Consider the following 14,018-nt stretch of genomic DNA (forward strand, 5'->3'; position numbering starts at 1 on the left):
TATCTTGAACGCAGTGAGAGATCTTTGTTTACAAAAAAAAAGAATGATTTACCAAGATGCTCTATTAGAAATTAAAACAAAAAAGCCATTCCATCCGCAATTTTGGGATAGAATGGCTTAATTTTTTTCTGACTATCAATAGATCAGACCAATAAAGTCAACGCAAAAGTCGAAGAAAATTTATTCTTCTTCGGCAGCGTTCTGAGCTTCTTCCTTGGCAGCAGCTTTTGCTTCTGCCTCACGGTTAAGTTCACGTACGTTATCTTGGTTTTGGTCTTTCTCTTTAACTCGCGCAGATTTTCCTTGTCGCTTACGAAGGTAATAGAGCTTGGAGCGCTTAATATCACCTTGTCGTTTTAGCTCAATTTTAGCGATAAAGGGAGAGTAAAGCGGGAAAATACGCTCAACGCCAATATTTCCTGCGGAAACTTTACGAACCATAAAAGTCTGATTGGCACCGCTTCCGCGTCGAGAGATTACAAGTCCCTCAAACTTCTGAATTCGCTCCTTGTCGCCTTCGCGAACGCGATAGTGAACAACAACGGTATCGCCGGTTTTAAACTCGGGATACTCATCGTCAATTAATGTCTGTTCTGCTAATTTTAACTTATCCATAATGTTACCTTACTACTGTTCGTTTCGAAATTTCTTGTAAATATCCGGACGTACTTTCTTTGTACGCTCAAGCGACTGTTGACGTCGCCATTCCTTCACTTTTTGATGATCACCTGATCGCAGCACTTTTGGTACTTTCATCCCCTTAAATTCAGCGGGACGCGTATAAACAGGTCCTTCCAGCAAGTTCTCATTTTGGAAAGAGTCCGTAAGTGCACTTTCGGAGTCGCCTAAAACACCTGGTAATACCCGCACGATGGAATCAACCATCACGAGGGCCGGCAGTTCACCGCCCGAAAGCACATAATCGCCAATGCTGTATGTTTTGGTGATTAATGAATCTATGACACGCTGATCGACGCCTTTGTAGTGACCGCAAAGAAAAATGAGATTTTGATCAGTCGACAGTCTGTTGGCATCTTCCTGTTCAAATGGCGTTCCATTTGGAGCCGTAAAAATGATCTCATCATAATCCCGCTGACTTTGCAGGTGCTCAATACAAGAAAAAATCGGCTGTGGTGTTAACACCATGCCGGCACCGCCACCGTAGGGATAATCGTCTACCTTGTTATGCTTGTCCTCGGTATAGTCACGCAGATCATGGGTATGGATTTCAACCAATCCCTCATCCTGTGCATTGCCCACAATACTGTGTTTCAGAGGGCTCTCCAAGAGCTGTGGTACGGCCGATATGATATCAATGCGCATCATCTATAATCCTGTAAGTTGGTTCAGATTTTTGCATTGAATTTGTTTTGCTTCTTCGTCAATATCGACAACATACTCATCCACAAGAGGGATGAGCAACTGCTCTTGTTTATCTGTGACTACCTGAAGTATTGGATGTGCCGGGTTTTCCAGCATTTCTTCTACCTCACCAATGGATTGTCCATCGCTTACTATGGCGAAGGATGTCAGATCCAGCGGCAGTGCATCCGTATCAAGCAGAGATTCAACGATCTCGCGATCGGCAAAGACCGAAGAATTTTTAAGATTTTCGGCCTGCGTGCGATCCGTTACGTGTTCAAATTTTACAAAGAACGAAAGCCGATTATTTTTTTCCTGCACCCGAACCGACTCAATCCGAGCGGGGACTAAATCCCCTCTGGCCGTTTCAATACGGACCAGATCAAGAGCATCAAAAAGTGTTGGCGCGTAAATATCGGGAATAATCAATACTTCTCCCTGTACGCCGTGTGATCGGGAAATATACCCGATCTTTTCATACTGGTTTTCAATAGGTTCCAGCATCTGCTTATCCAGATTTACTAAACTTCTAAAGTTTAGTAAATCTATTAGCTAATTAGCTATTTTCTTTCTTATCATCCCAGGCACGCTGAACGGTAACCCGATCTTCGTCATCAGGGACAAAGCCTTCAAGCTCATCAAGAGGTGTATTTTCGATATGTTCGATAGCCTCTTTGGCTAACATATCAGTAGATACTTGTGCTTCGGACTCTTCATCTTCATCCGCAACATCTTCAGTATCTTCGTCTTCTTCCTCTTCATCATCAGAAGCTTCAACCTTTTCTTCTTCGGTATCTTCTTCCTTGGCTTCGGCTTCCTCTTCGGCAGATTCGTCCTCGTCAGACTCCTCTTCCTGAGCTTCAGCTTCGACCTCTTCAGTTTCCTCTTTCTCAGCGGCCTCTTCTTTCACTTCCTCATCGGCAGTTTCTTCTTTTGCCTCAGCTTCTTGCTGCTTTTCCTCTTCAGCGGCCTCAACTTCTTCAGCATCTTCTTCGTCTTCATCCTCGTCAGACGCCAATGCTTCCTGTTTGGCTTTTTCTTTGGCAGCTTCTTCAGCTTTCTTCTTAAGCTGCTTCTGGAATTCTTTTTCTTCGGCTTCCAAGAGTGCCTGCTGACGTTCTTTGCGCGTAGGAACTTCTTTTTCCTTTTCCTCGCGACGTTCACGCCATTCAGCAAGAGCTTCTTCAATTTCTTCTTCCGACTTACCCCAGCGAATCAGGTGCATTTCGTACATGATACCTTCATCCTTGAAAATAGAACGAACGGTATCGGTGGGCTGGGCTCCCTGCTTTAACCAGTGAAGCGCACGCTCACGATTTAAATCAAGCTGATTTTTAGGGGTTACGTTATCAAAACGACCTAAATCTTCAATAATACGGCCATCTCTGGGTTTGCGGTTATCCGCAACGACAATGTGATGGATCGGTCGCTTCTTTCGACCTCTACGTTGTAATCTTATTCTTAACAATGGATTATTTCTTAGTTATAAATTTAAATTTGCGTTGATTTCAAATAGAGGATATTGTCGGAATCTTGCGCAATATATTTTTATAAAAATGCCGGACTGGGCTAAACAGTCGGCATCAATGGTGTTAACCAAATGGTAAATTTCCTCTCATACCCTTCATGCCTTGCATTAATTTACCCATCTTGCCCATGCCGGAGAACGACTTCATCATCTTCTTCATCTGCTCAAACTGCTTCAACAGATCGTTGATATCCGAAACGCGTGTTCCGGATCCCTTGGCGATGCGTCGTTTTCGTGTGGCATTTAGAATATCCGGATTGTGTTTCTCTTCCGGGGTCATTGAGCAAATAATGGCTTCAATGGGCTTGAAGGAATCTTCATCAATTTCTTTGTCAGATTCTTGCAGGGCTTTGCCGGCTCCCGGAATCATTCCAACGAGATCCGAAATGTTACCCATGCTTTTCACTTGCTGTAGCTGCTGGTAAAAGTCGTCGAGATCAAACTCATCAGACTTAATCTTTTTCTGCAGCTTTTGTGCTTCTTCTTCATCAAATTCTTTTTGTGCTTTCTCCACGAGTGATACCACATCACCCATACCGAGAATACGTTTCGACATTCGCTCGGGATAGAAGGGAGCAAGTGCATCCAGCTTTTCGCCGGTGCTTACAAACTTGATCGGTTTTTGGACCACCTTCTTAATTGAAAGGGCCGCCCCGCCGCGGGTATCACCGTCAAGCTTGGTTAATACTACGCCATCGTAATTGATGACCTCGTTAAATTCTTTTGCGGTATTTACTGCATCTTGTCCCGTCATGGAGTCAACGATGAACAGTGTTTCATGTGGCTCAACAGCTTCTTTAATCTCAGCCACTTCGTTCATCATCTTCTCATCCACGTGCATGCGCCCGGCCGTATCTATAATAACAGTATCAAGCGCCAGGCTTTTGGCCATTGAAACGGCCTCCTTGGCAGCACGAACAGCGTCCTTTTGGTCAATCGAGTAGACGGGAACGTCAATTTGATTGGCCAGTGTTTTAAGCTGATCAATTGCAGCCGGACGATAAACGTCGGCGGCTGCTAAAATAGGATTGCGATTGTTTTCCTGTTTCAAGTACCGAGCCAGCTTGGCGCTGAAGGTTGTTTTACCGGAACCCTGGAGGCCGGCAATCAAAATAACCGTGGGCGGTGTGTGAGCAACAGAGATATCCACACGCTCTTGACCTAAGATATCGGTTAGCTCATCGTGTACAATTTTGGTAAACTGCTGCCCGGGATTGACGGCCTTAAGCACGTCTTCGCCCATTGCGCGCTCTTTAACCTTGTTCGTGAACTCTTTGGCTACCTCATAGTTCACATCGGCATCAAGCAGGGCGCGACGTATTTCTCTCACCGTCTCCGCAATATTGACGTCGGTAATCTTAGCTTCGCCTTTCAGCTTCTGAAAGGCGCTATCTAATTTTGATGAGAGATCTTGAAACATGAATTATTAACTATCTAATCTTTAAAACTATATATGTATTCCCGAATAGAGCATGGGAATAAGAGTCCCGCAAAATAAGGACATTTTTTTGTGTTATCAACAGAATTATTTGTTATAAATATTGGCAAGGATTCGAGAAAATGTGTAATCATAGTTTTTATGATTCTTTTATTATCTTCCGACAGAAATCTGTTGAATTTTAAGAAATTGAGGATACTTTTTTATGGCTGATCAACAAGGATATGGACTGCTTAAGGGAAAGAAGGGATTGATTTTTGGTGCACTGGATGAGCGCAGTATAGCGTGGAGAATCGCTTTAGCCTGTAAACGAGAGGGGGCCGAATTCTCATTATCCAATGCGCCGGTGGCCTTACGTTTTGGTGATCTGGATGAGCTTGCCGAAGAAACGGGATCGGAAGTGTTTCCTTGTGACGTTACCAACGAAGATGAAATTGAAGAGCTGATGGAGAATGTAAAAGAGCAGCACGGTCAAATCGACTTCATGCTTCACGCTATCGGGATGTCACCTAATGTGCGCAAAAAACAAGATTACAAAGAACTGAACTACCAGTGGATGCAGCAGACGATGGATATTTCAGCCATTTCGCTGCATAAGGTCATTCGCTATGCAGATGAAGCTGATATTTTGGCCGACGGAGGGAGTATCGTGGCGCTCTCATATATTGGTGCGCATCGCATATTTTCCAAGTATAGTGATATGAATGACGCCAAGGCCCTGCTTGAAAGTATTGCTCGAAATTATGGTAGTCGCTTGGCCGATCGCGGTATTCGTGTAAATACGGTTTCACAGGCTCCGACCAAAACCTCTGCAGGAAAAGGGATTAAGGGATTTGACGGGATGTACACTTTTGCTGATAAGTTAGCCCCAATGGGCAATCCTACGGCAGATGAGTGTGCGGATTACTGCGTAACGCTTTTTTCTGATTTAACGCGCAAAGTAACCATGCAGAATCTCTATCATGATGGTGGATTTGTCACGGCAGGAATCAACGAAGAGATGATTAACGATCTCGCAGAAATGTATGCCGATGATAAAGGAGATGAGTAGTAAATAATCTTATTTTAGAGCTTTCATCTTAAAAATTTAATTGAGATGCCCGGCACTTTCAAAGTGCCGGGCATTTTTTTGTTAACCCCTCTTACATCTCGTCTTATATAAGGGGAGAATTCTTGTTGCTCGTGGATAAATTCTGGTAATAGTAACATAATCCGCTCCTTAAGAAAAGGAGGAGTTGAGGTGATTGGTATTGATTATTAGGTGTCCTACACTTTGGAAGTGTGGGACACCTTGTTAATCTTAAAGGACTTGTATCCTGATTTTAATCTTTCTAAGAAAACCAGTTACTTACCAACGGTTTCAAAAACTCATAACAAAACAGTGCACCGATGAAGCGACTTATCCTCATAGTTACAGCATTTTTAATTATGGCAACAACGGCCATATCACAAGATCTTCCGTCCATCAGCGAAAAAACACAGGGAATGGAGCAGGAAGAAGGCTACTTTACCTATTATTGGGATGAGTCGGCCGGAAAAATTTGGTTGCAAATCGATCGATTTGATACCGAGTTTCTTTACGTCAATTCACTTACGGCAGGAGTTGGTTCAAACGATATTGGACTCGATCGCAATCAGCTGGGCGATGATCGCATCGTAAAATTTGAGCGTCGCGGTCCCAAGGTTCTGTTGGTGCAGCCAAATTATTCGTACCGGGCAATTACGGATAATCCCAAAGAAAGAGAATCGGTGCGCGATGCTTTTGCGCAGTCAGTGTTATGGGGATTTGAAATTGCTGCTCAAAATGAGAGTGCGGTGCTCGTTGATGCAACAGATTTTTTGATCCGTGATGCACATGGGGTGAGTGAGCGATTGAAACAGAGCAACGAAGGCAGTTTCAGTGTAGATAAAAGCCGCTCGGCGCTGTATCGCGAGGCCACGATGAACTTCCCCGAAAATACCGAGGTTGAGGCGACCCTTACCTTTACGGGTAGTAATCCCGGTGGACAAGTACGTTCGGTGACGCCTACTTCAGATGCGATTACGGTTCGACAGCACCACTCCTTTGTAAAGTTACCGGATGATGATTTTGAGCCCCGAAAATTTGATCCCAGGGCAGGATATTATGGTATAAGTTATCAGGATTACAGTACGCCCATTGGAGAGCCTATTACGAAACGATTTATTACGAAGCATCGACTTAAAAAGAAGTATCCGGATTCAGCGATGAGTGAGCCGGTAGAGCCAATTGTCTATTATCTGGATCCGGGAACGCCGGAGCCGGTTCGCAGTGCGCTGCTTGATGGCGCTCGCTGGTGGAATGAAGCGTTTGAGGCAGCAGGATATAAAGATGCGTTTCGCGTTGAAGTGCTTCCCGACAGTGCTCATCCGATGGACGTACGTTATAATATGATCAATTGGGTGCATCGCTCTACGCGCGGCTGGTCATATGGGACATCAGTGGTAGACCCTCGGACTGGAGAAATAATTAAAGGTCATGTGCTATTGGGCTCGCTGCGCGTGCGCCAGGATTATTTAATCGCCGAGGGACTGTTATCCCCATATGAAGAGGGAGTAAATTTTAAAGAAGACGATCCGATGCTGGAGATGGCGCTGGCGCGAATCCGTCAGCTTTCGGCGCATGAAGTAGGGCACACGATAGGTTTAGCTCATAACTTTGCTGCCAGTACGAACGATCGTGCTTCGGTGATGGATTATCCTGCTCCTAAGGTAAATATCAAACAAGACAGTACTCTGGATTTGTCTAACGCATACGATACCGGTATCGGCGAATGGGATAAGGTAGCTGTTAAATATGGGTATAAAGATGTGTCGAATTTGCCCGATAAAGAAGTTGCATTAAATAACGTGATAAAAAATGCAATAGATGAGGGGTTACTATTCATCTCGGATAGGGATGCACGGCCGGAAGGCGGAGCACATCCAAAAGCTCATCTGTGGGACAATGGTAAAGATGCAGTGGATCAGCTCCACCATATTATGGATGTCAGGAAGATTGCCCTGCAGAACTTTTCGGAGTCGAATATTCCGCAAGGTACACCTATGGCCGAGCTCGAAGACGCACTGGTGCCTATCTATTTGTATCATCGCTATCAGATCGAAGGGACGGTAAAACTTATCGGCGGACAGGATTACAATTATAATCTTCGTGGAGATGGTCAGCCAGGACCGGAACTCATTCCTGATTCAACCCAGCGCGAAGCACTCGATGCCATGCTCGAAACGTTATCAGCAGAAAAACTTACGATGCCCGAACGTATTGTAGAGCTGATTCCTCCGCGTCCCATCGGTTATTATGATTCACGCGAACTTTTTGATAGTCATACTGATCCAACCTTTGATCCCTTAGGTGCAGCTGAAACCGCAGCTGCTATGTCAGCGAAATTGCTGTTAAATAGAAATCGCGCTGCCCGGCTAATTGAAGCCGAGGCACGTGATTCTTCGAATCTGGGGCTGGGTGATATGTTGGAGAAAATTATCCGGCGAACGTGGAAGCAGCCGGTTAAGGAAGGATATCAGGGAGCTGTACAGAATGCAATTAATCATGTAGCACTGTACCAGATGATGAATTTGGCGGCTGATGAAGAAGCTTCATCACAGGTGCGTGCTGTGACGAACTTCAAGCTGGAAGCGCTTCGGGAATGGATGCGAGCTGAAGCGGAAAATCGAGCCGAAAAAGAACAGCGAATTGCATCGCTATTATATGGATATCGAACGTTGCAGCAGTTTAAGGACAAAGGTGAGATGTTCATGCCAACGAAGCCCCTAAATCCACCGCCGGGGTCACCTATTGGCAGTGGTGAGGGAATATTTATGCAATGTAGTTTTCATAGATGATTGAACCGAACGAATTACTCAACGCCTATGCCAACGGTATTTTTCCGATGGCCGATTCGCGGGATGATGAGGATGCTAAATGGTATACTTCAAGCCGACGCGGGATAATACCGATTGATAACTTCCATGTTTCTTCGAACGTCCGTCGGATCGTTCGTAATAAGCACTATCATATTAAGTTTGATTACAACTTTCGACAGGTTATGGAAGCCTGTGCTGACCGGGATTCCACATGGATATCGCATGAGATTATTGAATCTTACTGTCGTTTGCATGGGTTGGGATATGCCCATTCGGTAAGTGTTTATAATAATAAGTGGGAGCTTGTTGGCGGTCAGTATGGGGTATCACTGGGAGCAGCTTTTTTTGGAGAGTCGCTTTTCGGCTGGGCCAAAGAAGCCTCAAAGGTAGCTTTGTACTGGACGCATCAAGCGCTGCAGCAGGGCGGCTTTGAGCTTTGGGATACGCAGTTTTGGACGGAGCATCTTGCACAGTTTGGATGCATCGAAATATCAGCTGAGGAGTATGAAAGACGGTTAAAGTCGGCTTTTAAAAAGGAAGCTAAATTTGATAAGATTAAAATACAGTGATCAGTTAAACAGTTAACAGAAAAGCAATTTTTCTGTTAACTGATAACTGTTGAACTGAATTAGTATTCTCGCACGTTTATTTCATTCAATACTTGTTCTGGATTACTGTTTTCCAAAACTGATTTTGACACTTGCAGATGAATGCGTTCTGGAATGTCTTCATGACGACTGTGCAAGTTGACCGTAACCAAAATTTGCTGATTCGATTCAACAGATCGCAACGTTCGACCGTAATCCACTATAGTTGATTTGAGATCCTTTAGAAATGTATTATAGGCTTTAAGTAAATTAGCATTGTGGTCTTTCTGTTTTGCAAAGTCAGTGCTATCAAGGGTCTTTTTAATTTCAACTTTTTCTATTTTCACACTGTCTTTTAGATTAGATAAATCGTTACGAAGTTTCTCCATCTCTTTATTCAGAACAGAAAAATCCCATAAATTCCGTTTACTGTATCGCGCATCAAAAGAAAATAGAATGCCAAAATTGTCCAGTTTTAGAAAATTAACTGGACCTCTAACCTCAAAATTTTCCTCGTCGGTATCTTCAAAGGTAGTTTTTAAGATGCTGGCCATTACTTTTAGATCTTTTTCCTGATTAGCAGAAGCATCGACAGATGTGATGTTCAGTCGATTTCGAAACTGCTCTTCATTGATATTTCCCGCCCGATAGGCTTTAAGATTCTCGGCGTTAGCAACGATTGAAATCGTGGCAATTTCCTGTTCCTTTAATTTTGAATCCTCATCAAGAGAACGGAATATGGCGAAATCGTGATGGGGACGATTGGCTTTATAAATTACCATTACCTTTTGATTGTCCGAAAGTTGTCCAATGGTAGAACCGTAATCCCGTAAAAATTCAACAATCTTATTAGTAATAGATTCTTCAGTAACTTCTTCCCCGTTTGTTTCATCACCGTACTCAAAATTAAATGAAAAATCTTTGCCTTTAGCATCGCTGGTCATTACAAAACCGGGAGGTCCTCCGGGAATTGTAAAAATAATGCCGTAATCTGCCAGATAAGTCCCGTTGATATCGTTACCTCGTCCAAATGAAAAAGAACCGGTGTTAACTTGTACATTGTTGCCGTGTGCGGACCAGCTTGTTTTAAACAGTTCTTCCAGCACATTTTCCATGATGTTGATATCACGGTTCATCCGATTAGTATCGATATCGGATTGGGCTGCTGTGGGTTGAAAGGTGATTATTAGCAGCAGAACCGTCGTTATTGAGAGTGTTTTTAAAACGTTTTTCATAATTTATTCCTCGGGTTTAGTTTTCGTTTTGATAACTGACGGTTTGTAACACTTGTCCCAGGTATTCGTTAGTGCGATTGATGCGGTAGTTGGTATTTTCTTGCAGTTCGTTTAGTGTTTGATTAACTAGCTTCAAATCCTGCATGCGCTGTTCCTCAAAATATGTGATTACCTGTTGTAGTTGTTCTTTGTTTTGTTGATTTATGGCCTCAGCATAATCAGCAAACATTGCAGCATTTTCTTCTTTTATTTGAGCAACAAGGGCGTTCGCCTCCTCCTGTGATAACCCCTGGTTGGCCGTAGGTGAATATCCCAGGCTTAGGGCAACGCCGTCATTTGAGGTATCAATGTGGAGTTGGGCAAGAGATCCCAAGAAAAAGAATAAAATGAGTCCCGCTGCGGCCGCAAAAACCGTTTTACCAAGCAGGGAATGCGGAAGCAAACTTTTTGCTTGGGTCCACCACTGAGTTAGCGAGCGTTCATGTGGTTCCATCACCAGCAGTTGTTGGGCAGGGTCGGGTTCCGGCATTTGCTGTAGCAGTGAACGTGTTTGATCGAGCTTGGATAGTTCTTCTTTTAATTCAGGATTTTTATCTAAATATGCTTTCAGTTTTGTTTTATCGCTTTCAGAAATCTCATCATAGAGATAATCCATAAAGAGCGATCGGGCCAGTTGATCATTCATAGCGTAATGCCTCCAGTTCAATATTCCATTGGTCAAAAAGTGTTCTTAGTTTGGTCAATCCGTAGTACATGCGTGACTTCACAGTGTTTTCTGATTCGTCAAGGATTTCTGCGATTTCGCGAAATTTAAGTCCTTGGTATTCTTTCATGATTACAACAATGCGTTGGTCAGGCGGAATTTGATTAAGCGCCAGTTGCAATATGGATTCGAGTTCTTCTTGCTGAACCTGCCGGTCTGGGTTAGCTGCAAAATCTTTTGTGGCAAGATGGTTAGGCAGTGCCTCCATAGGAGCGGACCGCCTTCTGCCAGCTCGCTTAGCTTCGTCCAGACAGAGATTGTTGGCAATACGATATATCCACGATGAAAATTTTTCAGCATCTTCAAGGGTGTTTAGTTTTTTGTATGCCCTGATAAACGTCTTCTGGGTAATTTCGGTGGCCTCATCGTGACTAGAAAAGTAACGATACGCAAAGCGATGAATGCGTTTCTGCCATCGATTAACGAGGGCGTTAAAGGCCTCGATATCGCCATTTCGAAAATTTTGTATTAGTTGTGCATCAGTCATTTAAAAGACTCCCGGGAGTTACCAACTTAGGACTGCCTTTCGACAGCATGTTACGAACCGTACATTTTAATGACGAGGCAGAGAGCAAAAAAGTTTTAAAAAACTAAAAATACTCATACCGCGACTCTGAGTCGTGGCATGAGTTGTCGAAATAATCTGTAAGTTTTTATTTAGAGAAAGATCTTACTTTAAAAACTTCTTATGAAAGTAAGGGCTAATAAGCTTTATCATTTTTATAATCAGGGGAATAATAGTGAAACTATTTTTCTACCAAACTTCTAATTATTATTACTTCCTTCGGAAGATTCGAAAATACTTGTTACCTCAAGTAGATATTCTGGCTTATTGCTTGATGCCGAATCATTTTCACTTTCTAATATATCCTAAGAAAAAGTTTAAGTCGGTTACTTTTTCGGAAAATATCAGGATTTTTCTAAGCTCATATACCAGAGGTATTAATAAGCAAGAAGGCCGATCGGGCTCTTTATTTCGCCAAAATTCGAAAGCAAAACTCGTAGATGAAATGAAGTATGCCTTGACGTGCTTTCATTATATCCATAGAAACCCAATTAGTCATGGATTCACGAATAGTATTGAAGAATGGAAGTTTGCTTCTACCAGAGATTATCTGGGATTACGTAATGGCACTTTATGTAATAGGGAATTGGCTTTGGAGCTATTGAAATTGCCAAGCAATAGAAAATTGTTGAGAAAATTTCTGGATCAAGAAATAGATCCAAATAAGTTAAAAAAGATATTTTAGTCTAATTTATCGAGATTACCTTTCACTCGTGCCACGAGTGATAAGCATTAAGCTTTTAATGATGCAGCTTCATGCACTTCGCGGATCTTCTTTTTGATACCCTCGGGATCAAGGCCAACTTCGTGTTGGAGTTCTTCCTGGGTACCATGTTCCACAATGTGGTCGGGAACGCCCATGATAGTAGTAGGAATGTGATGGGGTTTGTCAGCTAAGTATTCGGCTACAGCACTTCCGAATCCGCCCAACTTGGTACCGTCTTCGATGGTGATAATGCGTTTGTAAGTGTGACAGATTTCATCAATTAGATCCGTATCCAGCGGTTTGGCAAAGCGCATGTTAAAATGGCCCACGTTTATGCCTTCTTCAGCCAGATCATCAGCGGCTTCCATAACGTAGTTGCCAAAAGGACCAAAGCTGAGAATGGCGATCTCGTCACCATCACGCAGTTTCTGGCCTTTTCCAATATCCATTGATTTGAAGCCTTCGGGATAATCCATGCCGGTTGCTCGTCCACGCGGGTAGCGAATAGCCCAAGCGCATTCATCATATTTTGATGCCGTGTACATCATATCGCGGAGCTCCTCTTCGTTCATCGGAGAAGAAACGATCATATTTGGGACATTACGTAAATACGAAATGTCATACAAACCGTGATGTGTAGGTCCGTCAGCACCAACTAATCCTGCTCGATCAATACAAAAGACAACCGGTAACTTTTGAATGGCTACATCATGAATTACCTGGTCATAGGCACGCTGTAGGAAAGTGGAATAAATAGCAGCGAAAGCTTTTTTGCCTTCTGCTGCCAAGCCCGCTGCAAAAGTTATAGAGTGCTGCTCGGCTATTCCCACATCAAAAGCACGATCGGGATATTTATTCATGAGAGGCCATAAGCTCGATCCGCTGGGCATGGCCGGAGTAATGCCTACGATATCCTCGTCTTCATCAGCAAGCTCAACAATCGCCTCACCAAAAACATGTTGGTATTTTGGGGGCTTTGTAGTAGTATCAGGATCGATCTGCTTGCCGGTGATTTTATCGAATGGACTACTTTGCGCGTGCCATTTTGTCTGCTCGCGTTCGGCGGGTGCAAATCCTTTTCCTTTAACCGTGACGGCATGCAAGAGTTTTGGTCCGGGAATATCTTTGAGGTCTTCCAGATGTCGACGCATGGCATCCACATTGTGTCCGTCAACAGGTCCGTAATATTTAAAACCTAATGCCTGGAAAAGCCCTCCGGGCGTGATAGCTGTAGAAATGGCTTTTTCCAGTTTTGATGCAACCTTACGCATCTTTTCGCCGGCCGATTTAAAATGACCGAGCATATCGTAAATCTCGTCGCGCAGCTTATTAAATGTTTTGCTGGTGGTGATTTCTGTTAGGTACTCCTTCATTGCGCCCACATTGGGGTCGATCGACATGTTATTGTCGTTAAGGATGACCAGGATATCGGAATTCATAACGCCCGCATTGTTCATAGCTTCGTAGGCAAGTCCGCCGGTCATAGCTCCATCGCCAATAACGGAAACCACCTTTTTATCGGATTGATCAAGGTCTCGGGCAACGGCCATACCCAATCCCGCTGAGATAGAAGTGCTTGAATGGCCTACACCAAACGTATCGTATTTACTTTCGCTCCGTTTGGGAAAGCCCGAAAGTCCGCCATATTTGCGGTTGGTATGGAAGTTATCACGCCGACCGGTTAGAATCTTGTGTCCATATGCTTGGTGACCTACATCCCAAAGCAATAGATCTTTAGGTGTATCATACACATAATGAAGAGCAACCGTCATTTCTACCACACCCAAGCTTGCTCCGAAGTGTCCACCGTGAATAGATACGATATCAATAATAAAATCCCGGAGCTCATCACATACGTCAACAAGCTGTTCTGGATCCAGTTTTTTTAGGTCATCAGGCGAATCAATCTCTGCTAAAAGAGGACCAGGAGTTACTTTTTCAAATTCCATACTTGG

Annotated in this window: 12 protein-coding genes; 3 read left to right on the plus strand and 9 right to left on the minus strand. The window is 43.6% G+C overall.

The annotated features are described in order from the left end of the window. Positions 1-180 precede the first annotated feature (180 nt). The 5 genes from rplS to ffh form a co-directional block, all read right to left on the minus strand. The gene (gene rplS, locus U5J89_RS11415; protein ID WP_416208523.1) at positions 181-615 is read right to left on the minus strand and encodes a 50S ribosomal protein L19; all 435 of its coding nucleotides are present in this window, start codon (positions 613-615) and stop codon (positions 181-183) included. Between the two features lie 12 nt (positions 616-627). Further along, positions 628-1,323, minus strand: coding sequence for a tRNA (guanosine(37)-N1)-methyltransferase TrmD (trmD, locus tag U5J89_RS11420; RefSeq protein ID WP_416208526.1), 696 nt, complete (start codon positions 1,321-1,323; stop codon positions 628-630). A gap of 3 nt (positions 1,324-1,326) precedes the next feature. Further along, positions 1,327-1,866 carry a ribosome maturation factor RimM gene (rimM, locus tag U5J89_RS11425; protein WP_322575762.1) on the minus strand — a complete coding sequence of 180 codons (540 nt, stop codon included), beginning with the start codon at positions 1,864-1,866 and terminating at the stop codon, positions 1,327-1,329. A gap of 52 nt (positions 1,867-1,918) precedes the next feature. Next, positions 1,919-2,830: a 30S ribosomal protein S16 gene (gene rpsP / locus U5J89_RS11430; protein ID WP_322575763.1), complete on the minus strand. Its 912-nt coding sequence runs from the start codon at positions 2,828-2,830 to the stop codon at positions 1,919-1,921. Between the two features lie 124 nt (positions 2,831-2,954). Further along, a complete protein-coding gene (gene ffh / locus U5J89_RS11435) occupies positions 2,955-4,310 on the minus strand; it encodes a signal recognition particle protein (RefSeq protein WP_322575764.1) in 1,356 nt (451 codons plus the stop codon). 223 nt (positions 4,311-4,533) lie between these two features. On the opposite strand from ffh, the gene U5J89_RS11440 reads away from it, so the two are divergent. The 3 genes from U5J89_RS11440 to aat all read left to right on the plus strand — a co-directional run bounded on the left by U5J89_RS11440 (position 4,534) and on the right by aat (position 8,776). Then, entirely contained in the window at positions 4,534-5,379 is an 846-nt protein-coding gene (locus U5J89_RS11440; RefSeq protein WP_322575765.1) for an enoyl-ACP reductase, read from the plus strand. Positions 5,380-5,717: 338 nt separating this feature from the next. Beyond that, a complete protein-coding gene (locus U5J89_RS11445) occupies positions 5,718-8,186 on the plus strand; it encodes a zinc-dependent metalloprotease (RefSeq protein WP_322575766.1) in 2,469 nt (822 codons plus the stop codon). Further along, positions 8,183-8,776 carry a leucyl/phenylalanyl-tRNA--protein transferase gene (gene aat / locus U5J89_RS11450; RefSeq protein ID WP_322575767.1) on the plus strand — a complete coding sequence of 198 codons (594 nt, stop codon included), beginning with the start codon at positions 8,183-8,185 and terminating at the stop codon, positions 8,774-8,776. Before U5J89_RS11445 ends, aat begins: the two co-directional genes overlap by 4 nt. 59 nt (positions 8,777-8,835) lie before the next feature. Here the strand turns inward: aat and U5J89_RS11455 are convergent, their stop codons facing one another. The 4 genes from U5J89_RS11455 to dxs all read right to left on the minus strand — a co-directional run bounded on the left by U5J89_RS11455 (position 8,836) and on the right by dxs (position 14,012). Further along, positions 8,836-10,029, minus strand: a complete 1,194-nt coding sequence (locus U5J89_RS11455; RefSeq protein WP_322575768.1) for a hypothetical protein — start codon at positions 10,027-10,029, stop codon at positions 8,836-8,838. A 16-nt stretch (positions 10,030-10,045) separates the two neighbouring features. Next, positions 10,046-10,714: a hypothetical protein gene (locus U5J89_RS11460; protein WP_322575769.1), complete on the minus strand. Its 669-nt coding sequence runs from the start codon at positions 10,712-10,714 to the stop codon at positions 10,046-10,048. Beyond that, on the minus strand, positions 10,707-11,279 hold the full coding sequence (locus tag U5J89_RS11465) for an RNA polymerase sigma factor (protein WP_322575770.1): 573 nt from the start codon (positions 11,277-11,279) through the stop codon (positions 10,707-10,709). The genes U5J89_RS11460 and U5J89_RS11465 overlap by 8 nt, the downstream gene beginning before the upstream one ends. Positions 11,280-12,089: 810 nt before the next feature. After that, on the minus strand, positions 12,090-14,012 hold the full coding sequence (gene dxs / locus U5J89_RS11470; protein ID WP_322575771.1) for a 1-deoxy-D-xylulose-5-phosphate synthase: 1,923 nt from the start codon (positions 14,010-14,012) through the stop codon (positions 12,090-12,092). Positions 14,013-14,018: the final 6 nt, after the last annotated feature.

The sequence above is a fragment of the Fodinibius sp. genome, assembly GCF_034521915.1.
Classification (GTDB): Bacteria; Bacteroidota; Rhodothermia; order Balneolales; family Balneolaceae; genus Fodinibius.